Below are 20,582 nucleotides of genomic sequence, written 5' to 3'. Positions count from 1 at the left end.
ATCGGCGTGAACCTACACTGAGAGCGTCATTCCGTCCTCGGCGACGACGATCTCGCCCCCGAAGGCCGATGCCGCCTCCTCGACCATCGCGTCCGTGTCCCGGTAGGGGAGCAGATGGGTCAGGACGAGCGTTTCGACGCCGGCTTCGGCCGCGATTTCGCCGGCCTCGGCGGGCGAGCAGTGGGTCCGCGAGAGACGGTCGGCCTGCGCATCCGACATCGGCTCGGTAAGCCGCTCCCAGACGAGGCCCTGCTGATCTCGTGGTGGCGTCGTCTCGCGGGCGACACAGGCATCTTGTAAGAGGACGTCCGCACCAGCTGCGAACTCCGAAAGCGACGAGATGGGCGTCGTGTCGGCCGAGAACACGAACGATCCCGCGTCGGTGTCGAACCGGTACGCGTAGGTCTCGATCGAGTGGTCCACCCGGAGCGCGCTCGCGCGCCAGTCCTCGCCCTCGACGACGAGATCGTCGTCGGTCTCGATCCACTCGATGTCCTCGATACCGGTGTTGTCGTAGAACCGCTTCCGATAGGCGATGTCCTCCCGATAGACGTCGGTGAGCGCCGCGAGCAGCCGATCGGTTCCCGGTGGGCCGTATACGGTGAGCGACTCGCGGCCGAGCGACCAGCTCGCGATGACGAAGTGGAAGAAGTCGGCGTTGTGGTCCATGTGCTGATGAGTGAAAAACAGCGTCTCGATTGCGGCCGGATGGACGCCGTGCTCGATACACCGGTGGGTGGTGCCGGGCCCGCAGTCGACCAACAGCGTCTCGTCGTCGATCTCGATCGCGATGCTCGTTCCTGCGCGTTCGAGTGTCGGGACCGGACTCCCCGTGCCGAGAACTGTTATTTCCATGATGATCTTACTGGCAGGAACGGAATAAAATCTTGCGCCGGAAAACGGACGAGCAGGAGCGCTGTTTTCCGGCACACGTAACAGTCGATAGCCAGTGACACTACCACCGCCACCACAACAGCAGTCGTCGTTCGCGTGTCGTGCTATTCGAAATTATCGCCAGAGTGGGACGGTATCGGCGGAGAAACTCCGCGATTTCCGGGTGGTATCTCCGTGTGAACTGGAGTCACGAAACTATTATGTTCTATCCCCCACGATTGGAGTGTATGGTTTCCGCCAGCGAACCATCGATTCGCGCTGCTATCCAGCCATCGTGGCGCTCTAGCGCCGCCCTTAGCGCGATTGGGAAATTTACAGTTATGCTGGCGGATCTCCGAACACGCGCCATCCCGGTACATCGTGACCGCGACGCGGCGTTCGTTCGCCGGTCGCAGCCGGATGGATCGGGCTCACCGTGACGGTCCACCGTTCGAGCGAGCGTCGATGACGACGTCTGGCCCACTCGACCGTCCTCACCGATGTCGCACCGAACGAGCAGCCAACAGCCAGCCGACCGAACCAGACCACCAATGAGCACCCAAGACGACGCCGACTACCAGCACAGCATCGGAGCCGCCCAGTCAGGCGACGAGCCCATTCGCGTCCTCGACGACGACGGCCACCTCCTGTCGAGCGCCGAGCCGCCGGCGCTGTCCGAGGCGGAACTCCTCGAGATGTACGCGGACATCAAGCTCGCGCGCCACTTCGATCAGCGGGCGGTGAGCTTCCAGCGCCAGGGGCGGATCGCGACCTACGCACCGATGACCGGTCAGGAGGGATCCCAGGTCGCCACCAGTCACGCGCTCGACGACGAGGACTGGCTGTTCCCCACGTATCGGGACCACGCCGCGAAGTACGTCCACGGAGCCGATCTCGCGACGCTACTGAAAACGCTCCGAGGCTACCGTGAGGGGTACTCCGTGCCGGAGGACGTCAACCTCATGCCGGAGTACATCCCGATCGCGACTCAGGTCCCCCAGGCGATGGGGATGGCGTGGGGACAGCTCCTTCAGGGCAACGACGACACGGCCGTCCTGTGTCACCTCGGCGACGGCGCGACCAGCGAGGGTGACTTCCACGAGGGGCTCAACTTCGCGGGCGTGTTCGACGTGCCCGCGGTGTTCGTCTGCAACAACAACCAGTGGGCGATCTCCATGCCCCGCGAGCGCCAGACCGCGAGCGGGACCATCGCGGAGAAGGCCCACGCGTACGGCGTCGAGGGCGTCCGGGTCGACGGGATGGACCCGCTCGCGGTGTACGCGGTCACCCGCGCGGCGATCAAGAAGGCGAAGGCCCCCACCGACGACGAGCGCCGACCGACGCTCATCGAGTCGGTCCAGTACCGCTACGGTGCCCATACCACCTCCGACGATCCCTCGGTCTACCGCGACGAGACCGAGAGCGAGACGTGGCGCGACCGCGACCCGCTCGATCGCCTCGAAACCTACCTCTATCAGACCGACGTCCTCGACGCGGAGCGCGAGGCCGTGATCGAGGCCCGGGTCGAGGACGAGGTCAGCGCGGCGATCGAGACTGCCGAGAGAGCCGAGACGTCCCCCGAGCGGATGGTCGAGCACGTCTACGAGGAGACGCCCGATCGGCTCCAAGAACAGCTCGACGAGCTGAACGCGCTCCGTGAGAAGTACGGCGACGACGCGTTCGCGGAGGTGTTGGGATGAGTTCGGCGGCGGCCACGGAGGCGGGATCGCCGACCGAGCGCCTGACACTCGTTGAGGGGGTTCGAGAGGGGCTCCACACCGAGATGGAGCGCGACGACCGAGTGATGGTGCTCGGCGAGGACGTCGGCAAAAATGGAGGGGTGTTCCGCGCGACCGAGGGGCTCATGGAGGAGTTCGGCGGCGGGCGCGTGGTCGACACGCCGCTCGCCGAATCGGGGATCGTGGGCTCGGCGATCGGGCTCGCGCTCTCGGGGCTGCGGCCGGTCGCGGAGATGCAGTTCATGGGATTCATGTACCCCGCATTCGACCAGCTCGTGAGTCACGCAGCGCGACTTCGGAGCCGGAGCCACGGCCAGTACACCTGCCCGATGGTGGTCCGCGCGCCCTACGGCGGCGGGATCCGCGCGCCCGAACACCACTCCGAGTCGAAGGAGGCCTTCTTCGTTCACGAACCGGGCCTCAAAGTAGTGATTCCGAGCACGCCCGCCGACGCCAAGGGACTGCTGACCGCGGCGATCCGGGACCCCGATCCCGTCGTGTTCCTCGAACCCAAGCTCATCTACCGCGCGTTCCGCGAGGACGTTCCCCAGAACTCCTACGAGGTGTCGCTGGGCGAGGCTTCGGTCCGCCGCGAGGGATCCGATATCTCGGTGTACACGTGGGGCGCGATGACCCGCCCGACGCTGATCGCCGCCGACAACCTCGCCGACGAGCACGGCGTGGACTGCGAGGTGGTCGATCTTCGGACGCTGTCGCCGCTCGACGTCGGGACCGTCGTGGCGTCGTTCGAGAAGACCGGTCGTGCGGCGGTGGTCCACGAGGCACCGAAAACTGCGGGCGTCGGTGCGGAGATCGCTACGACGATTCAGGAAGAGGCGCTCATGTACCAAAAGGCCCCGATAAAGCGGATTGCAGGCCTCGACGCGCCGATGCCACTCCACGCGCTCGAAGACTACTATCTGCCTCAAGCGGTGCGGATTCAGGACGGCATCCTCGAAACCGTCGAGTTCTGAGGCGATCGCGGCGCAGCGTGCCGAACACGCGGTGAAGGCAATTTTCGAGATTCTCCACGATCCGATAGCGAACGGCACGAACAGCACGTTTTAAGCGACCGGAGAACGAAGTTGGTATCGATGGCAGCAGCGCCAGAAAGCCGACTCTCCACGAGTCATCCACGCGTCGAGCAGGTCTCGACACGGGTGGTCTTCGTGGGGTGTCCGGCCACATGTGCGAGCTGCGGCGACGAGATCGAGACCGGGAGCCGCCACAAGCGGCTACTGTTCCGGACCGACGCCAGCACGACATCGACCTTCGAGGAGTTCGCCACGTGTGACACAGCCTGTCTCGAATCGTTCGTGGCTACCCGGTGAACGTCCAGAGCGGGTAGCGCCGCCACAACGGCCATCCGAGGTGAAGGACGCCGAACGACGGGGTTCGTCCGAACTTCTCTCGAATAGCGAGGTCGAAATCGGCCGGTAATCGTACTGCCAGCAGCGACGATCCCAACAGAGGCGTTCCGCCAACCAATGGATCGTGGATCAGAACGTTCGAATAGCTTGGACAGTGTTCGTGGGCCGTCGTTGGATCGCAATTGCGATCTTTATCCTTATCGCGCCGAGATTAGGCGTTTTCGAATTTTATGGCGATCTAAACTGTGTACGTTTTCGAACAACGTGCGAGATGTTTCAGGAGGTGACAAGAGAGGACGATCGACATCATGTCCGACCAAGCTCACGGCGCAGTCGTGGAGGCGAACGCTGGATCGGCGTTTCCGATGCTCAGGGTGCTCCCGTAGATCCGCGTTATCCGAATAGCTCGGATCAACCGATCCCGACGATGGCGTTTCTAGAACAGCACTACGGTTGTTACAAGCTCGAACGGGTCGCGCTTTGAGAAGTAATAGATCAGAATAGATTGCACACTAATTTTCGTTTCTGTATCGAGTCATATATCGAATAACATAGTATATTTCGCTACTTTTATTCTATACCTGACCATACTCCTCGTTCTATGCGAACTTATCTGTAAATTCCCCCAAATACTGTAATACCTGCTTCTCTGTTTTCTACACCAGGTATGGGTCGGTAATCGTCGCTTATTCTCCTATATTTCGTTCAAGTGGCCGCTACAGTCCGATTAGCATCGAATCGATCGAGTATTGGTGACGAAAATTGATCTCATATAGTGTCGGAAGTGCTCAGCATAGGTGGGTAGAGTATTATAACATTATTCAGTACATCTGGTCTGTGGCGATACTGACGGTGAGCTGAGACGACCGGTGGTCGAATCGGAAGAAATCTTGGAGGATCGACACCCAGAGGCGTATCGACGGGTATGGAACGGACGAATGCAGCGTGTCGCCGTCGAGCCGCGACGGGTGGCGGTTATTCGAACTTCTCGAACGGCTGCTCGCAGTCGTGACAGTAGTGCATCGAGCGACAGAGCGACGGCCCTTTCGGGTGCTCGCGCTCCGTCTCGGTCGATCCGCAGTACGGGCACTCGGCGTGATCGTGCTTGCCGGTCGTATCGACGCTCGGATCGAGGTTTCTGGATGGCATGGTCAGATACTCAGTCCGAACTCGCGAAGGTCCTCCTCGCCCTGGTCGGTCACCATCTCGATCGACCATTCGGGACTCCAGACCAGCCGGAGGTCCACCGATTCGATCCCCGACACGCTGGCGACGGCCTCACGAATCTCGTCGCGGAGCATGTCGCGGGCGGGACACCCGGTGTAGGTCAGCGTCATGTCGATCGCGGCACGGCCTTCGTCGACGGCGACGCCGTAGATCAGCCCGAGATCGACGATACTGATCGGCATCTCGGGGTCTTGGACGTCGTAGAGCGCATCCCACACGTCGCGCTCGGTGCCCTCCGTGCCTTCACCGGTTGCGGGTAGTCCTTCGATCTCCTCGCCGTCGGTGTAGTCGGTGTACGCACAGTACTCGGCGTCCGGATCGGGGACGGCGTCGATCTCGCTACTCATCGTCGGGGTCCTCCATCAACCGGGTGGCGTCGTGGCGATCGAGTTCGCGGTACGTGTTGGTGATCTCGTCGAAGTGCGTGCGCCAGTGCTCGGTGTGGTCGCCGTCGCGGCCAACGTGCTCAGGCAGGTCCTCCTCGGCGACGCGGCCGTCCTTGACGCGGGGGCGCTCGACATCGATCCCGATCCCGGTCAGCGTGTCGGTGACGGTCTCGATCCACTCCGCCCGCATGTCTTCGAGGGTTCGAGTCCGGAGCCCGAGATCGTCGATGTCGTCCTCGATTTCACCGACGGGTTCGAAAAGCGACAGCGCGTGCGGAAACAGCCGATCGACGGCATCCTGAACACGCTCGCGACCCTCGTCGCCGCCCGCGAGCCGGCGGAGCCAGTTTTCGGCGTGCTCGCGGTGGTAGTCCTCCTCGCTCGTGACTTTTCCAATGCGATCGCGGATGCGGGGCGAGGACGAGTCTTCGAGCGCTTCCAATCGAAGGTGCTCGGCCTCGTCGTAGAGGTATGACCGAACGATCGCGTCGGCCCAGTCACCCTCGGCGAACGGGAGCTCACAGAGCGTGCTGTGCCGGAAGGTGTCGGGATCGCGCTCCCAGATCAGGTCGGGCTCCGTATAGCCGAAATCCTCCAGCAGGTCGTACCAGAGCCGCGCGTGACCCAGCTCGTCCTGGGCGATGTTCGCGATCGCGATGTCGGACTCGATCGTGGGTGCGTGGACCTGCCAGTCGGTGTACCGGTCCGCGATCACGAACTCGTCGTCGGCGAGCCGGTAGAGCAGCGCCTCGATCGCCTCGCGCTCACGGTCCGAGAGCTCTCCGGGGGCCGAGAGATCGGCGGTAGCGGCCATCAGTTCTCACCTCGGACACGCTCGGCTTCGGCCTGTTCGCTCTCGGAGTCGGCGACCTCCTCGGCGACCGGCTCGATGTTGTAGCTCGTCGCCCACCGGTAGGCTTTGTTGGTCGCCCCACCGAACGCCGCCTCGCTCTCGTCGACCTCGCTGATTTCATCAGAGGGGGCGACCCAGAGGCTATGGGTCGGCTTGCGTCTGGCGTGCTGGATCTGGGCGAACATCAACGCCATGTCGCGATCGGGCGCGTGGACGTTCCCGCAGTGGGTGTGGTACTCGCCCTGCTTCTCCTGGCGAAAGACTTCCCAGATCATGATCAGTCGGCCGCCTGCGGCGCGTGGCCGCCGGTGGCGGTCTCGTACTCGTCGAGGCTCTCACGGACCCACGCCACGGCGTCCTGGGCCTCTTTGCGGGCGTTGATCTGCTGCTTGCCACCCTCGTACTCGTTTTTCGAGACCGTGAAGAACTCGTCCCAGTCGAGTTCGTCCTCGGCGATCTCGTAGGTGTTCGAGTCCTCGTCGTGCTCGATCGTGGGCGTGTCGGGGATCTCGAGGCCGTACTCCTTCGCCTTCGGGACGTAGGAGTTCAGGAACGCCTGGCGGAGCCCGTCGTTCGTCATCTGCTTCAGCCCGACCTCGGCGGCGAAGTCGTGGTGGGTCGATTTGTCGTCGGTCGGCCCGAAGAACTGGATGATACGGGGCCACCACGTCTCGAAGGCGTCTTGGACCATCTCCTGCTCTTTTTGTGAGCCGCTCGCGAGTTCGGCGAGGATGCTCTCGCCGTGTTTGATGTGGAACCCCTCCTCGAAGCAGACCTTGTCCATCGCGTGGGCATAGGGCTCCCAGCTCGACCGCCGGAGGGTGGCCTGGCGGCGCATCGCGGCTCCGTCGACGAAGAAGGCGATCATCGGCACTTCGACCCACGAGTCCATCGGATAGTGGAAGCAGTTCAGGAACTTCCCCTCGCCGTTGGCGAGCTCGTCGAGCATCTGATCCCTACTTTTGATCCCGAGCGATTCGGCGGCCCGATAGAGGAGCTGGCCGTGGCCGAGCTCGTCCTGGACCTTCGCCGAGTACGCGAGTTTGCGCTCCAGACTCGGAGCCTCCCGGATGAACGGCCGTTCGAGGTACGCCCCCATGATCTCGGAGTTCGCGTGGAACTGGATCATCCGGGTCGCGGCCTTGCGGTACTCCTCGGGCATGTCGTCTTTCGGGCTGAACTCCCGCGGTCCAGCGCGTTCCTTTACGGTGTCGAGATCCATCGTTCTGTCACCATCTTGTAGGCGGGACCGGATAGACCTTGACCCGTTCATGAACGGGGTTTATATTGGTCTGCACGGTACCGTCCCCATGATCGACGAGTGCCTCGTGGTCGAATTCCAGGTCAAGGACGACGACTGTCCGCTGGCCGATGCGACGCGCACAGCGGGCGTGACCGTCGACGCGCGGCCGCCCCAGCTCCGGGCCGACGGCTACGCACTTCTCCGGTTCACCGCACCCGACTCCACGGAGTTCGTGACGACACTCGACGCCGACGACCGGATCCGATATCTCCACGTCTCGTCGGTCGACGGCCGGCGGAACGGACGGTGTCTCTCGAAACACCTCTGCGTGGTCCACGACCTCGTGAGCGCGGGGTTCATGGTCGAATCACTCCGGTATCGCGACGGCAGCGCGACGCTCACCGGTGCGGTGGTGGGGCAAGAGGTGCTCCGCGGGGTGCTCGACACGGCCGGCGAGACCGTCGGCGTCACGCTCGAACGCACCTACCCGCTGGGTGCGGATGAGGAGAGCACGGTGGTCCAGCAGTGGGACCTCACGCCGCGCCAGGAGGAGGCACTTCGAACCGCCGTCGGGATGGACTACTTCGCCGTGCCGCGCGGGGCGACCGCCGCGGAGGTAGCGGCGGAACTCGACATCAGCAAGTCAGCGTTCTTAGAACGGCTCCACCGTGGCCAGAGCGCGTTGTTCGGCCAGGTGTTCGCGTAGCAGCACTCGTTCGAACCACCCGACCCGAGCCGAGCCGCACGACAGGGAGTTTTTGTTCCCCGCTGTGTTACGGTCGGTTGGTGGTGATGACGAGCAGTTACCCCCACCGAGCCCCGTGTGACGAGGGACTTTCGCCGAACCACCATCTCGTTCCCACTACTGGATGAGGATGATACTGTTTGTTGGGAGAATGTGCAAATCCGTCGTAGATTTGGTGACGGTATCGTTTCGACGACGACGACCACGATGCAAATGAGAGACCGCAGCCACACTCCTCCCCAGCCGACTCCTTCGCACACTCCCGCTGGTCGTTCACTCAGTCATCCACCGTCAGAGCTTCGCTCTGACGAGCCTGCACTCGTTTCGCTCACGGGTCGTGCTCTGCTCGCGGGCGGCGCGAGGCGACGGAGCCGCCTCGAATCGCGGCGCGTAGCGCCGCGCATGGCCCGTTCGCACGGTCAGCGAGACGGCTCGCCGTCTCGCTCGACTCGCGCCGCCCACCGCTCGCGCAGACCTCCGCACGAGAATTGCGCGCCAATAAACGGCGTGCTCCCGCGCGCCACTGCCCGACCGCAACCCACGAGACACATCGACGGGTGTCCCGGTCTTTCACACAAACTATTAGTCGCCATCGCGGGTGGTTCACGTATGCTCGCACTCGACGACTCGGCGATCGCGCGCGACGGCAAGATCCTGATCCTCGCCTACGATCACGGTCTCGAACACGGCCCGACCGACTTCGAAGGGCTCGAAGAGCGGATGGACCCCCAGACCGTCTTCGACGTCGCGACCCACGACGCGGTCACCTCGATCGCGGTCCAGAAGGGGATCGCGGAGGGGTACTACCCCTCCTACGAGGATGACGTCGCCCTGCTGGCGAAGCTGAACGGCACTTCGAACCTCTGGATGGGCGAGCCCGATTCGGCGGTCAACTGCTCGGTCGAGTACGCCGCCGAGCTGGGCGCGGACGCGATCGGATTCACCCTCTACGGGGGATCGAACCACGAGATCGAGATGGCCGAGGAGTTCCGCGACGCCCACGAGGCCGCCCGCGAGTACGATCTCCCCTCCGTGATGTGGTCGTACCCCCGCGGCCAGGGACTCAAGGACGACACCGATCCAGGGACCATCGCCTACGCCGCGCGCCAGGCGCTCGAACTCGGGGCCGACGTCGCGAAGGTCAAATACCCCGGCAGCCGCGACGCGATGGAACACGCCGTTCGGGCCGCGGGCGGACCCAACGGCACCAGCGTCATCATGTCCGGCGGGTCGAAAGTCTCCGACGAGGCGTTCCTCAAGAACGTGAAGGCCGTGATCGACGCCGGTGGTGCGGGGCTCGCAGTCGGCCGGAACATCTGGCAGCGCGAGAACCCGACCGAGCTCCTCGACGCACTCGAAGCAGTCATCTTCGAGGAGGCGTCAGTCGACGCCGCGCTCGACTGAGCCAATGAGTCACGCATCGACGATCGGGGCGATCCTCGACACCGTCGCCGGGACGGCCCCCGAGATCCGCGAGGGGCTCGTCGGCCGGCGCGAGTACGTCGAGGGCGAGAACCCCAGCGGCGAAGACCAGCTCGCGGCGGACGTTCACGCCGACCAGCTCCTCGAAGAACGACTGCTCGCGATCGACGGCGTCGACAGCTACGCGAGCGAGGAACGCGAGGCGGTCGTCGAGAGCGACGACGAAGCGGCGGACGGCAGTAGCGGTGGCGGTGAACTGTCGGTCGCGGTCGATCCACTCGACGGTTCCTCGAATCTCAAACCGAACAACGCAATGGGAACGATCGTCGCGGTGTACGACGCTCCGCTCCCCGCAAGCGGTCGCGACCTCGTCGCCGCCGCCTACGTCCTCCTCGGCCCGATCACGACGATGGTGGCTGCCGTCGACGGAAGTGTGACGGAGTACGTGGTAGACGACGGCGAACGACACACCGCTCGCGAGGACGTCGTCCTGCCGGACGATCCGACGGTGTACGGGTTCGGCGGGCGAGTGCCCGACTGGACCGGGGAGTTCACCGAGTACGCGCGCGAGGTCGAGTCGGACGCCTCGCTGAAGCTCCGCTACGGCGGTGCGATGATCGGCGATGTGAACCAGGTGATGACCTACGGCGGCGTGTTCGCCTATCCGGCGCTCGACTCCGCGCCCGAAGGAAAACTCCGGCTCCAGTTCGAGGGCAACCCGATGGCGTACATTGTGGAGTCGGCTGACGGGAAGTCCTCGGACGGCGAGCGCTCGCTACTCGACGTCGAGCCCGACGACCTCCACGATCGGGTCCCGGTCCACCTCGGCGACGCTGACCTGATCGATCGCCTGGAGGCGGCGATCGGCGGCGACGAGTGAGATGGCCGATCGTTCGGATGCCGATGACGATGATGCGTGGGAACCACGAGGGCCGTGGGTGCTGGCGATCGGTACTGCAGTCATCGGTGCCGTCGCCGTTCTCGTGACCGGCGTCCGTGCGGTTCGAAAGCGACTCCAGCAGGACGAAAGAGAAATAGTCACTGAGGTGGATTGATCGCCACGAGACTATATTGAGGGAAATACTGCTATACCGACACTTCAATAATTCGGCAGTCTCTTGATTCAATGAAAAGCCGCACATATACAATGTTGCAAACGATAACCACAAGCAATGTCAAAGATAGAGATTCATGAAGAGGAAGGGGAACGACAATTTGCCTACGATGCAACGGACGGTCTGGTTTTTCCAATAGTTGATACAGATTTAGAAGATGAGGAATTAAAAGGCATAATTGAGTACGTGTTGAATATTGGAGAGACTGAAAATGATGTTTGGTCCCCACCAAAGCCATCATCTGATGCGTTTATCTGGCGCTACCTGAATTTTACACAGTTACTGTCCATTCTAGAGCGTGATAAAATATGGTTCAATAACGTCAATAAATTCAATGATCCGTACGAAGGTACGACTCCAGAAGCTAACTTAGAGTCCGAAATAGAGGATTTAGTCGATAATTTTGAGGTATCGCGCGAAACCGCTCTGAAATTTTCGAAAACGCGCGTGGTTGGCGAAACATTTCGGTGACAGGTGCTTACGTGAATTGTTGGAATGTCAACGAACACCAGTCTGCAGCTCTCTGGGAACAATATGTGGACGCACGGGAAGGAGTTGCAGTTCGAACGACCGTAGATAGATTACACCAAGCCTTGGAACCATCCCAGCGAGAGTTCGTGCTTGGCAGAGTAGATTACATTGACTACGATGAAGATATGATACCTCAAGGTAATTTGCCAGCAATATATCACAAACGTGAAAGCTTTGAACACGAAAATGAATTCAGAGCTTCGTACTTTTCTGAAGAAGACGATGATGAAGACTTAGGATCTGGATTTTATGTAGATGTCGACAAGGACACGTTGATTGAAAGAGTTGTTATCTCTCCTATTGCGCCAGATTGGTTTTCCGACCTCGTAGAAAGGGTACTTCGTCGCTACGATTTAGACTGTGAACTGATCGAATCAAAGCTGTATTCCGCTCCAGAAATCAGCATAAAATGAGGTGATCCAACCATCATATTCGAACCCAATTCGAGGAACAGGAACTGTGAATTGATCTGCTTCTATTCATACCGGAGTGCGTCGATGGGATCGACGCGGGCCGCGCGCCACGCCGGGTAGAGGCCGGCGACGACGCCGACCAGCACGCCGACGCCGACCGCGATGGCGAACCAGACGTACGCCGGTGTGAACGCCACCTCGGCGTACGCCGTCGCGCCGTAGGCCACCGCGAGACCCAATGGAAGACCGACGATCGCTCCGGCCCCGCCCAAAACTGTGGCCTCGGCGAGGAACAGCCCCATCACGTCGCGGTTGCGCGCGCCGACGGCCTTCATGATCCCGATCTCGCGGGTGCGTTCGGTGACGCTCACCAGCATGATGTTCGCGATCCCGATCGCCCCCACGATGAGCGCGATCACCGCGATCCCCGTGACGAAGCGCGTGACCTGATTGATGATCTCCTGGATGTCCTCGACGAAGTCACCGCTGGTCTGAGCCGACAGCTCGACCGACTCGGGCTTCAGCTCCGCGGCGTCCGAGTCCCCGAGGAATGCTTGAACGTCGTTCTTGACCGTGTTGATCCGTGCCGGCTCCGCGACGACCGTCACCTGTGGGTAAGCGCGCTGGTTCACCCCGAGTGAGGGGCTCTCGACCGTCCGCTGGTAGAACGGCTCGATCGGGACGTAAAATCGGGGCTGGCCACCGAAGGAGGCAAAGGAGAACTGGCCGGCCGTCCGGTTTGCGATCCCGACGACCGCGACACTGGCCTGCTCGCCGTTCGCGCGGGTGATCGAGAGACTGTCACCGACCGAGAGGTTCGTCTCGAAGGCCTGGGTGGCGGCCTCACTCACGACCACCTCCTGCTCGCCCGATTCGAACGCCCGGCCCTCGACGATGGCGTCCGCCGGGAAGGAAGCGGGCGTGGTCGCGGTGATCTGATTCCGCGAGACGGTGTCGTTCGCGTAGCTGAGCGAGTTCACCCGGACGTTGCCCCGTGGCAGCGTCTGGCGGACGCCGTCGATCTCGCGCAACTGCGTGACGTCATTGTCCGTAAACACCGGCTGGGCGAGTCCCCCGATCCCCGGGCCGGGGCCACCGCCGCCATCGTCCTCGCCGCCCGGCGTCGGCAGAACGTAGACGTTGCTCGCGGACGTGCTCCCGATGTCGCCGACGATGTCGGCCTCAACGCTCGCCCCGAACGTGGCGAACGTGACCACCGACGCGATCCCGATCACGACACCGATCACGGTCAGCACCGAGCGGAGCTTGTGCGACCGGATGGATCGGCTCGCGATCCGCAGGGTTTCCCTGAAATCCATCGTCACTCGCCCCGCCCAGCCGAACCGTCTGCCGACTCGCGTTCCTCGGATCGATCGCGCGCCGACTCGTCGCCGCGCCCGCTGGACTCGGCCTCGAAACCATCGACGCCGTCGCTGCCGTGTCGATCGGTGGGATCGCGTTCATCGGTGCCATCGAGTGACTCGATGGATTCGATCACGCCGTCGCGGATATGGACGATCCGATCGGCGTGCTCGGCGATCCGGCGCTCGTGGGTCACGAGCAGGACGGTGTTCCCGCGGGCGTGTACCTCGCCGAGCAGCGCCATGATCTCGCTGCCGGTCTCGGTGTCGATGTTGCCCGTGGGTTCGTCGGCGAGCACGACCGAAGGATCGGGCGCGAGTGCGCGCGCGATCGCGACCCGCTGGCGCTGTCCCCCCGAAAGCTCGGTCGGACGGTGGTCGAGTCGGTCGCCGAGCCCGACCCGTTTCAGTACTTCCTGTGCGCGCTCGCGCCGCCGATCGCGCGACCAGTCGTCGAACACGAGCGGAAGCGTGACGTTCTCGACGGCGTTCGATCGTGGCATCAGGTTAAAGGTTTGAAAGACGAACCCGATCTCGGTCCCACGGATCGCGGCACGGTCGTCCTCGGAATCGGTATCGATGTCGTGGCCCGCGACCTCGACACTGCCCTCGTCGGGCGTGTCGAGCGCACCCACGAGATTCAAAAGGGTGCTCTTGCCCGACCCGCTCGGTCCCATCACGGCGGTGTACGATCCCTCGTCGAGCGTCAGCGAGACGCCGGCGAGCGCCTCGACGGTGCCGCCGAGATCGTAGGTCTTCCGGACGTCCGCGAGGCGAACCACGGCTGTGTCCTCGGCCGATGTCGTCGTGGAGGCAGGCTGGCTCACTGGGAGTCGCTACGGGACTCAGAACCATGAAGATTGTCGGGGTTCGCGCCGCCGCGGCGGTGCGGGATTCTTTCACGACGATCCATCGGGACAACCGACGGTGAGTATTTACCCGCCAAGTTCCAACGTGTTTCAATGGCTGACCAAGAGGACAGTCGCGGGAACCGCGGGCGCGTCTCGCCCGCCATCGCCCTCGCGCTGGTGCTCGTGGTGGGGGCCGTCGGCGGCGTGGCGTTCGCCCAGTCGACCACCGACGGACCGTCCGGGGAGACGGTTCTGGAGAACGCCCACGACCAGTATCGGAGCGCGGAAACCCTGACCGGCAGCGCCGATGTCACCGTCTCGAACGCGACCGACGAACGCTCGGCAACCGTCGAGTACGCGCTCGCCGAGGAGGGCGCACGCATGAGCGCGACGTACAACGGCACAACGATGACCGCCGGAACGAACGACAGCGTCGCGTGGGTCTCCGCTCCCGCGGTCGGCGTCCAGCGCGCGTGGAACGTCGAGAACGCGTCGTCGTGGGACGCAAGCGAGGTCTGTGAAGCCGTCCAGAGCAAGGCGGGCGAGGCAGAGCCGCCGAATCGGTCCGCTCTTCCGGACGACGTGAACGCCTCGGCGGTGCAGGCGAACGTCTCGGCGATCCGTGAGAACGTCTCCGCGGTCGACTGCGAGTCGCTGACGACGGAGTGGACGGACGCGAAGCGATCGATGCCCGCGAACTGGTCCGAAACGAACTTCACTGCGACCCAGACTGGGACCGAGACAGTCGACGGGACCGAGGCCTACGTCGTCGAAATCGAGCACGAAAACGAGAGTGTCGACGCCACCGGGACGGTCTGGGTCGCGACCGAGGATGACCGGGTACTCAAACAGCGCGTGAGCGACGGCACGAACGCGACCGTCGTGCGCTACGACGACCAGCGGTTCAACGTCAGTATCGACGAGAGCACGTTCGCGCCGCCCGCGGCCCGCGATAGCGCGGTCGGATCGACGACCTATGATGAATTCGAGGCGGCACAGGACGCGACCGACCGCGACCTGCCGACGCTCAATGCCGACGCGTTCGCGTTCGAGGGGGCCGCCGTCACCAACGCCGGCGGCGGGACGACCGTCGCCCAGCAGTACGTCGACGGGGCGTCGAACGCCACGCTCCTCACGACCGACGCCGAGAGCCTCCCCTACGACGAACTGAACGGGACTGCCGTCTCGGTGAACGGCGACGACGCCACCGCGGCCACGCTCGAAGGACGGACAGTCGTCGTCTGGACGGAAGGTGACATCACCCACGCAGTCGTGAGCGAGGAGACGACCGACGAGACGGTCGCGCTCGCGGAAGCGGTCTCGGGGTGAGGCGTTTCGGGTAGCAACGGTTTCGCATCCGCCTGGCGCGGGCCAGCATGGAAAACCCTTTCCGCAATTCTTGCGCATCGAAGAACATGGACATCCGCATCGGTGGGGACGCGAGCGACGAGGAGGCACGTGTCGTCGGCAGTGCGCTGGCAGAACACGTCGGCGAGAGCGTCACGGTCTACGTCGGTGACGCCGAAGAATCCACGGCGAACGTTGAGCCACCCGAGTCCGAGTCATCCGAACCACGCGACTCTGGTGGGTCGGGTGGGGCGTCGGATCACGGCCCGACCGAACGCGAGGAACGCCTGCGCGAGGAGATCGCGGACATCGAACTCGGCGGTCCCGAGAAGTACAAGGAGCGTCTCGACGACCAGGGCAAACTGTTCGTCCGCGACCGGCTCGACCTCTGGTTCGGCGACGGCGGATTCAGCTTCGAGGACGGCCGGTTCGCGGGTTTCGACGACTGGCATCCCGACAGTCCCGAAGTCGAGGAATCGGACCCGAACACGAGGCTACCGGGGGACGGCCTCCTGACCGGCGCGGCAGAGTTCGAGGGCCGGGACATCCACGCGATGGCGAACGACTTCACCGTCAAGGCGGGCTCGATGGCCGGAAAGGGCGTCGAGAAGTTCCTCCGGATGCAACAGCGCGCGCTCAAGACCGGCAAGCCAGTCCTCTATCTGATGGACTCCTCCGGAGGGCGGATCGACCAGCAGACCGGGTTCTTCGCCAACCGCGAGGGGATCGGGAAATACTACTACAACCACTCGATGCTCTCGGGGCGCGTCCCACAGATCTGTGTGCTCTACGGCCCCTGTATCGCCGGTGCAGCCTACACGCCCGTCTTTGCGGATTTCACGGTGATGGTCGAGGGGATGTCCGCGATGGCGATCGCCTCCCCCCGAATGGTCGAGATGGTGACCGGCGAGGAGATCAGCATGGAGGATCTCGGCGGCGCGCAGGTCCACGCCGCAGAGTCGGGCAGCGCCGACCTCGTCGCCGAGGACGAAGAGCACGCCCGCGAGCTCGTCGCCCAACTCATCACCTACCTGCCGGACAACTCGGACGAAAAACCACCCCACTCCGACAGTGCTCCGCCCGCACGATCGCCCGACGGGATCGATTCGGTGATTCCCGAACGACCGAACAAGGGGTACGACGTCCACGACGTGATCGATCGCGTCGCCGATCAGGGCTCGGTGCTCGAACTCCGTGAGCAGTACGGCCCGGAGATCGTCACCGCGTTCTGTCGGATCGACGGCCGGCCCGTCGGCGTGGTCGCGAACCAGCCCGCCCACCGCGCGGGCGCGATCTTCCCCGACGCGGCCGAGAAGGCCGCGGAGTTCGTCTGGACCTGTGACGCCTACAACGTTCCGCTACTGTATCTCTGTGACACGCCGGGGTTCATGGCGGGCTCGCAGGTCGAGAAGGACGGCATCCTCGAACAGGGCAAGAAGATGATCTACGCCACGTCGTCGGCGACGGTCCCGAAGCAGTGTGTCGTCCTCCGGAAGGCCTACGGCGCGGGGATCTACGCGATGAGTGGGCCGGCCTACGATCCCGAGGCGACGCTCGGCCTTCCGTCGGGCGAGATCGCCATCATGGGTCCCGAGGCAGCGATCAACGCGGTCTACCGCAACCGGCTCGACGACATCGAGGACGACGACGAGCGCGCCGAGCGCGAGGCCGAACTCCGCGAGGAGTACCGCGAGGACATCGACATCCACCGGATGGCGAACGAGGTGGTGATCGACGAGATCGTGCCGCCGAGCGACCTCCGCGAGGAGCTCGCCGCACGCTTCGCGTTCTACGAGGACGTCGAGAAATCGCTGCCCGACAAGAAACACGGCACCGTCCTCTAACCGCACCCATCGAAGACGGGAAGTGGCTTCTCGCGAGCGTCGAGAGAAGCGTTTAGGTCGACACCGTTCCATCGAAGAGTGTGCGCATCGAGAACAGCTTCATTCCCGTCCATGGCGTGGGCGAGGCGACCGAACGCCGGCTCTGGAACGACGGCGTCACCCACTGGGACGCGTTCGACGGCTCGACCGTCGGCACGACGACCGAGCGCCGCATCCACGAGTTCATCGCGACCGCACGTGACCGCCTCGACGCGGGCGACGCGGCCTTCTTCGACGAAGCGTTTCCCTCGGCCAGCCGGTGGCGGCTCTACGAGAACTTCCGCGACGCGACCTGTTTTTTCGACATCGAGACCACGGGACTCGACGCACGTCACAGCGACGTGACGACCGTGAGCTTTCACCGTGCCGGCGAGACGACGACGCTGGTTCGCGGAGAGGATCTCACCCGGACAGCGGTCGAAGAACAGCTCGCCGACGCCAGCCTCCTCGTGACGTTCAACGGCAAGCGCTTCGACGTCCCGTTCCTGGAACAGTCGTTCGATCTCGACATCGATCGTCCACATATCGATCTCATGTACCCATGTCGGCAGCTTGACCTCACAGGCGGCCTAAAGAACATCGAGCGCACGGTCGGGATCGATCGCGATCAGCCGGAGCTCTCGGGTCGGGACGCGGTCCGACTGTGGCACCAGTACGAACGTGGCGACGAGCAGGCGCTCTCGACGCTGGTGTCGTACAACCGTGCCGATACGGCAAACCTCGAATCGCTGCTGGATATCGTCGCCGATCGGCTCCACGACGAGATCTTCACCGCACACGACGGCGTGTAAGCAGACCGACCGGCTCGACACCAACCACACTGCAGTACTCCGAGACAGCAATATGCCAGTGATCCAGTAGCCGGCGCTACGCTCGTGTTCGTTACGGCGTGGGGTGAGATCCGTCGCCGTGGCACTCAGTCCATCCGAACGCCATCCCGAAAAGCCGCAAAAAAGTCGTTGAACGATGCGTCGAGCGGGTTCAGTCGCGGCGTGCGGCCACGAGTGCGGCCGCGAGCAGCGCCACCACACCGGCGACCAGTGTGAAGCCCGGACCGTTGCCGCTAGTCGTCTCTTCGCCACCGCTGGCGTTTGCGTCGGTCTCGTTCTCACCGCCACTTTCAGTGGTTTCGGCCCCACTCTCAGTGGTTTCAGCTCCACCCTCAGTGGCTTCAGTCATTTCGGTACCATCCTCGGTGGATTCAGTCATCTCGGTACCGTTCTCGGTGGTTTCGGTGCCACCGGTGGTGGTCATCATCGACTCGTTGGCCTCGCCGACGTCGAGGGTGGTGTTCGCGAACGNGGTACCGTTCTCGGTGGTTTCGGTGCCACCGGTGGTGGTCATCATCGACTCGTTGGCCTCGCCGACGTCGAGGGTGGTGTTCGCGAACGTGCCGTTGTTGACCGCGACACCGACCGTGTAGTTACCCATCTCGGTGGGGTTCGTCACGCCACCGTAGGTCATCGTGAGCTCGTCGCCCTCGCTGACCTCCATCGTCTCGTCGAACCCGATCGTCAGGTTCTGGCCGTCCGGGCCGTACGTCGCTGCGGTCGCGTTCGCCGTGATGTCCTCACCGCTCGCGTTCACCGAGTACAGCGAGTTCAACACCAGCCCGAAGCTCACGTTCGCCTCGCCGTAGTTCACCGTGACCTCCGTCAGGTTCCCGGTCGCGTTCTCGCCCGTCACGACCGCCGACACCGTGTGGTTCGCGCTCGCGTTCGCCGAGTTCGGCTCCGCCATGATCGAGACGTTCTCGCTCGTTCCGTTCGTCATCGTCTCGTTCGCCATGGTTTCGTTGGCCATGGTTTCGTTGGCCATGGTCTCGTTCGCCATCGTCGTCTCGTTTCCAGTCTCGTTGCCAGCGTCTTGTGCGCCGACCGTTCCGACCGCGGCGACAGTGCCGACTGCGGCTGCCAGCACTACCAGCCCGGCGAGGAACAGGCTCCGACGTGTATCATGCGTTCGTGTCATGTTTCGTATATTATCGTGTCATGGAAGCGATGGACGTTCCGAGCCGGATCGCCCGAAACGATCGCCGGCGATAGAGGCCGCCACCACCCATGAGTGACTTCGATGACTGAGATACACCGACCTCGTAAAATCCTTTTGGTATTATGTACCAGCCCACGAGACGAACGATCGGCAACCGGTATCGGTGGCCGTTCATTCATCGGATAGCCGGACGTTCGTCCGACGGTACAGCCACGAGAAACGGAAAGTCAAGGAAAACCCATCGCGAATCGGTCGACGATCAGTCGCGGCGTGCAGCCACGAGTGCGGCCGCGAGCAGCGCCACCACACCGGCGACCAGCGTGAAGCCGGGCCCACCTGCTGCCGTCGTCTCCGCGCCACCGCTGCCGTTCGTTCCGTTCGCAGCGGTCTCATCGTCAGCAGCGGTGTCGTCGTTGTCGGCAGTCGTTGCTTCACCCTGGGTCGCTTGTGTCTCGTTCACAGTGGCCCCCATCTCGGCCTCAGTCGTCCCCATCGTTCCGGTCGTTTCGTTCGTCTCGGTACCGTTCTCGGTGGTTTCGGTGCCACCGGTGGTGGTCATCATCGACTCGTTGGCCTCGCCGACGTCGAGGGTGGTGTNGGTACCGTTCTCGGTGGTTTCGGTGCCACCGGTGGTGGTCATCATCGACTCGTTGGCCTCGCCGACGTCGAGGGTGGTGTTCGCGAACGAGCCGTTGTTGACCGCGACACCGACCGTGTAGTTACCCATCTCGGTGGGGTTCGTCACGCCGCCGTAGGTCATCGTGAGCTCGTCGCCCTCGCTGACCTCCATCGTCTCGTCGAACCCGATCGTCAGGTTCTGGCCGTCCGGCCCATAGGTCGCTGCGGTCGCGTTCGCCGTGATGTCCTCACCGCTCACGTTCACCGAGTACAGCGAGTTCAACACCAGCCCGAAGCTCACGTTCGCCTCGCCGTAGTTCACCGTGACCTCCGTCAGGTTCCCGGTCGCGTTCTCGCCCGTCACGACCGCCGACACCGTGTGGTTCGCGCTCGCGTTCGCCGAGTCTGACTCCGCCATCACCGACACGTTCGCGCTCGTCCCGTTCGTCATCGTTCCGTTCTCGACACCCATCTCGGTCTCGTTTCCAGTCTCGTTGGTCGTCGCGTCGGTCGTCGTCCCGTTGGTCGGGGTGTCAGTCGTCGTTTCGTTGGCCATCGTCGTCGCGTTGCTCGCCTCGGTTTCGTTGGCCGACGTGTCGTTCGCTGCCGTGGT

Annotated in this window: 22 protein-coding genes; 12 read left to right on the top strand and 10 right to left on the bottom strand. The window is 63.4% G+C overall.

What is annotated here, in order from left to right:
* Positions 1-12: 12 nt before the first annotated feature.
* Entirely contained in the window at positions 13-855 is an 843-nt protein-coding gene (locus C450_RS14235; RefSeq protein ID WP_005044567.1) for an MBL fold metallo-hydrolase, read from the bottom strand.
* A gap of 569 nt (positions 856-1,424) precedes the next feature.
* Here C450_RS14235 and pdhA point away from each other — a divergent pair.
* From pdhA to C450_RS14220, 3 genes are all read left to right on the top strand, one after another.
* Positions 1,425-2,573 carry a pyruvate dehydrogenase (acetyl-transferring) E1 component subunit alpha gene (gene pdhA / locus C450_RS14230; RefSeq protein WP_005044566.1) on the top strand — a complete coding sequence of 383 codons (1,149 nt, stop codon included), beginning with the start codon at positions 1,425-1,427 and terminating at the stop codon, positions 2,571-2,573.
* The gene (locus tag C450_RS14225; protein WP_005044565.1) at positions 2,570-3,586 is read left to right on the top strand and encodes an alpha-ketoacid dehydrogenase subunit beta; all 1,017 of its coding nucleotides are present in this window, start codon (positions 2,570-2,572) and stop codon (positions 3,584-3,586) included. The genes pdhA and C450_RS14225 overlap by 4 nt, the downstream gene beginning before the upstream one ends.
* A gap of 120 nt (positions 3,587-3,706) precedes the next feature.
* Entirely contained in the window at positions 3,707-3,943 is a 237-nt protein-coding gene (locus tag C450_RS14220) for a hypothetical protein (protein ID WP_005044564.1), read from the top strand.
* A gap of 1,014 nt (positions 3,944-4,957) precedes the next feature.
* On the opposite strand, the gene paaE is transcribed toward C450_RS14220, so the two are convergent.
* The 5 genes from paaE to paaA are packed head-to-tail and all read right to left on the bottom strand — an operon-like array spanning position 4,958 to position 7,670.
* Positions 4,958-5,131 carry a 1,2-phenylacetyl-CoA epoxidase subunit PaaE gene (gene paaE, locus C450_RS22460; protein WP_005044563.1) on the bottom strand — a complete coding sequence of 58 codons (174 nt, stop codon included), beginning with the start codon at positions 5,129-5,131 and terminating at the stop codon, positions 4,958-4,960.
* 2 nt (positions 5,132-5,133) lie between these two features.
* Complete coding sequence (gene paaD / locus C450_RS14215) at positions 5,134-5,556, bottom strand: 1,2-phenylacetyl-CoA epoxidase subunit PaaD (protein ID WP_005044562.1); 423 nt, start codon at positions 5,554-5,556, stop codon at positions 5,134-5,136.
* The gene (paaC, locus tag C450_RS14210; RefSeq protein WP_005044561.1) at positions 5,549-6,409 is read right to left on the bottom strand and encodes a 1,2-phenylacetyl-CoA epoxidase subunit PaaC; all 861 of its coding nucleotides are present in this window, start codon (positions 6,407-6,409) and stop codon (positions 5,549-5,551) included. Before paaC ends, paaD begins: the two co-directional genes overlap by 8 nt.
* A complete protein-coding gene (paaB, locus tag C450_RS14205; RefSeq protein ID WP_005044560.1) occupies positions 6,409-6,723 on the bottom strand; it encodes a 1,2-phenylacetyl-CoA epoxidase subunit PaaB in 315 nt (104 codons plus the stop codon). Before paaB ends, paaC begins: the two co-directional genes overlap by 1 nt.
* Before the next feature lie 2 nt (positions 6,724-6,725).
* A complete protein-coding gene (gene paaA / locus C450_RS14200) occupies positions 6,726-7,670 on the bottom strand; it encodes a 1,2-phenylacetyl-CoA epoxidase subunit PaaA (RefSeq protein WP_005044559.1) in 945 nt (314 codons plus the stop codon).
* Between the two features lie 88 nt (positions 7,671-7,758).
* Here paaA and C450_RS14195 point away from each other — a divergent pair, with 88 nt between their 5' ends.
* The 6 genes from C450_RS14195 to C450_RS21720 all read left to right on the top strand — a co-directional run bounded on the left by C450_RS14195 (position 7,759) and on the right by C450_RS21720 (position 11,917).
* Entirely contained in the window at positions 7,759-8,397 is a 639-nt protein-coding gene (locus C450_RS14195; protein WP_005044558.1) for a helix-turn-helix domain-containing protein, read from the top strand.
* A 648-nt stretch (positions 8,398-9,045) separates the two neighbouring features.
* Entirely contained in the window at positions 9,046-9,840 is a 795-nt protein-coding gene (locus C450_RS14190; protein ID WP_005044557.1) for a class I fructose-bisphosphate aldolase, read from the top strand.
* Positions 9,841-9,844: 4 nt separating this feature from the next.
* The gene (locus C450_RS14185) at positions 9,845-10,738 is read left to right on the top strand and encodes a class 1 fructose-bisphosphatase (protein ID WP_005044555.1); all 894 of its coding nucleotides are present in this window, start codon (positions 9,845-9,847) and stop codon (positions 10,736-10,738) included.
* Between the two features lies 1 nt (position 10,739).
* Positions 10,740-10,913, top strand: coding sequence for a hypothetical protein (locus C450_RS22150; protein ID WP_005044554.1), 174 nt, complete (start codon positions 10,740-10,742; stop codon positions 10,911-10,913).
* Between the two features lie 117 nt (positions 10,914-11,030).
* Positions 11,031-11,444 (top strand): hypothetical protein, encoded by a 414-nt coding sequence (locus C450_RS14180; protein ID WP_005044553.1) that lies wholly within the window; start codon positions 11,031-11,033, stop codon positions 11,442-11,444.
* Positions 11,441-11,917: a hypothetical protein gene (locus C450_RS21720; protein ID WP_152424509.1), complete on the top strand. Its 477-nt coding sequence runs from the start codon at positions 11,441-11,443 to the stop codon at positions 11,915-11,917. The genes C450_RS14180 and C450_RS21720 overlap by 4 nt, the downstream gene beginning before the upstream one ends.
* 62 nt (positions 11,918-11,979) lie before the next feature.
* Here the strand turns inward: C450_RS21720 and C450_RS14175 are convergent, their stop codons facing one another.
* Both C450_RS14175 and C450_RS14170 read right to left on the bottom strand, forming a co-directional pair.
* Positions 11,980-13,236, bottom strand: a complete 1,257-nt coding sequence (locus C450_RS14175; protein WP_049910231.1) for an ABC transporter permease — start codon at positions 13,234-13,236, stop codon at positions 11,980-11,982.
* Between the two features lie 2 nt (positions 13,237-13,238).
* A complete protein-coding gene (locus C450_RS14170; protein ID WP_049910230.1) occupies positions 13,239-14,105 on the bottom strand; it encodes an ABC transporter ATP-binding protein in 867 nt (288 codons plus the stop codon).
* A 135-nt stretch (positions 14,106-14,240) separates the two neighbouring features.
* Between C450_RS14170 and C450_RS14165 the strand changes: the two genes are divergently transcribed.
* The 3 genes from C450_RS14165 (at position 14,241) to C450_RS14155 (ending at position 18,150) form a co-directional block, all read left to right on the top strand.
* Positions 14,241-15,458: a LolA family protein gene (locus tag C450_RS14165; protein WP_005044550.1), complete on the top strand. Its 1,218-nt coding sequence runs from the start codon at positions 14,241-14,243 to the stop codon at positions 15,456-15,458.
* A gap of 86 nt (positions 15,459-15,544) precedes the next feature.
* Entirely contained in the window at positions 15,545-17,320 is a 1,776-nt protein-coding gene (locus C450_RS14160) for an acyl-CoA carboxylase subunit beta (protein WP_005044548.1), read from the top strand.
* An 80-nt stretch (positions 17,321-17,400) separates the two neighbouring features.
* Positions 17,401-18,150 carry a ribonuclease H-like domain-containing protein gene (locus tag C450_RS14155; protein ID WP_005044547.1) on the top strand — a complete coding sequence of 250 codons (750 nt, stop codon included), beginning with the start codon at positions 17,401-17,403 and terminating at the stop codon, positions 18,148-18,150.
* A 190-nt stretch (positions 18,151-18,340) separates the two neighbouring features.
* On the opposite strand, the gene C450_RS23725 is transcribed toward C450_RS14155, so the two are convergent.
* On the bottom strand, positions 18,341-18,538 hold the full coding sequence (locus C450_RS23725; protein ID WP_449271554.1) for a PGF-CTERM sorting domain-containing protein: 198 nt from the start codon (positions 18,536-18,538) through the stop codon (positions 18,341-18,343).
* A 1,072-nt stretch (positions 18,539-19,610) separates the two neighbouring features.
* Complete coding sequence (locus tag C450_RS23720) at positions 19,611-19,823, bottom strand: PGF-CTERM sorting domain-containing protein (protein ID WP_449271553.1); 213 nt, start codon at positions 19,821-19,823, stop codon at positions 19,611-19,613.
* Between the last annotated feature and the right edge of the window lie 759 nt (positions 19,824-20,582).

Source organism: Halococcus salifodinae DSM 8989 (genome assembly GCF_000336935.1).
In the GTDB taxonomy this organism is placed as follows: Archaea; Halobacteriota; Halobacteria; order Halobacteriales; family Halococcaceae; genus Halococcus; species Halococcus salifodinae.
Note: the sequence above shows the minus strand (reverse complement) of the source record. Positions and strands in the feature narration are given on the sequence as shown.

What these genes read in the sequence shown, in the direction of transcription:
- C450_RS14235 (WP_005044567.1), bottom strand. Translation starts at nt 855, where the DNA reads ATGGAAATAACAGTTCTCGGCACGGGGAGTCCGGTCCCGACACTCGAA.
- pdhA (WP_005044566.1), top strand. Translation starts at nt 1,425, where the DNA reads ATGAGCACCCAAGACGACGCCGACTACCAGCACAGCATCGGAGCCGCC.
- C450_RS14225 (WP_005044565.1), top strand. Translation starts at nt 2,570, where the DNA reads ATGAGTTCGGCGGCGGCCACGGAGGCGGGATCGCCGACCGAGCGCCTG.
- C450_RS14220 (WP_005044564.1), top strand. Translation starts at nt 3,707, where the DNA reads ATGGCAGCAGCGCCAGAAAGCCGACTCTCCACGAGTCATCCACGCGTC.
- paaE (WP_005044563.1), bottom strand. Translation starts at nt 5,131, where the DNA reads ATGCCATCCAGAAACCTCGATCCGAGCGTCGATACGACCGGCAAGCAC.
- paaD (WP_005044562.1), bottom strand. Translation starts at nt 5,556, where the DNA reads ATGAGTAGCGAGATCGACGCCGTCCCCGATCCGGACGCCGAGTACTGT.
- paaC (WP_005044561.1), bottom strand. Translation starts at nt 6,409, where the DNA reads ATGGCCGCTACCGCCGATCTCTCGGCCCCCGGAGAGCTCTCGGACCGT.
- paaB (WP_005044560.1), bottom strand. Translation starts at nt 6,723, where the DNA reads ATGATCTGGGAAGTCTTTCGCCAGGAGAAGCAGGGCGAGTACCACACC.
- paaA (WP_005044559.1), bottom strand. Translation starts at nt 7,670, where the DNA reads ATGGATCTCGACACCGTAAAGGAACGCGCTGGACCGCGGGAGTTCAGC.
- C450_RS14195 (WP_005044558.1), top strand. Translation starts at nt 7,759, where the DNA reads ATGATCGACGAGTGCCTCGTGGTCGAATTCCAGGTCAAGGACGACGAC.
- C450_RS14190 (WP_005044557.1), top strand. Translation starts at nt 9,046, where the DNA reads ATGCTCGCACTCGACGACTCGGCGATCGCGCGCGACGGCAAGATCCTG.
- C450_RS14185 (WP_005044555.1), top strand. Translation starts at nt 9,845, where the DNA reads ATGAGTCACGCATCGACGATCGGGGCGATCCTCGACACCGTCGCCGGG.
- C450_RS22150 (WP_005044554.1), top strand. Translation starts at nt 10,740, where the DNA reads ATGGCCGATCGTTCGGATGCCGATGACGATGATGCGTGGGAACCACGA.
- C450_RS14180 (WP_005044553.1), top strand. Translation starts at nt 11,031, where the DNA reads ATGTCAAAGATAGAGATTCATGAAGAGGAAGGGGAACGACAATTTGCC.
- C450_RS14175 (WP_049910231.1), bottom strand. Translation starts at nt 13,236, where the DNA reads ATGGATTTCAGGGAAACCCTGCGGATCGCGAGCCGATCCATCCGGTCG.
- C450_RS14165 (WP_005044550.1), top strand. Translation starts at nt 14,241, where the DNA reads ATGGCTGACCAAGAGGACAGTCGCGGGAACCGCGGGCGCGTCTCGCCC.
- C450_RS14160 (WP_005044548.1), top strand. Translation starts at nt 15,545, where the DNA reads ATGGACATCCGCATCGGTGGGGACGCGAGCGACGAGGAGGCACGTGTC.
- C450_RS23725 (WP_449271554.1), bottom strand. Translation starts at nt 18,538, where the DNA reads ATGACTGAAGCCACTGAGGGTGGAGCTGAAACCACTGAGAGTGGGGCC.
- C450_RS23720 (WP_449271553.1), bottom strand. Translation starts at nt 19,823, where the DNA reads ATGGGGGCCACTGTGAACGAGACACAAGCGACCCAGGGTGAAGCAACG.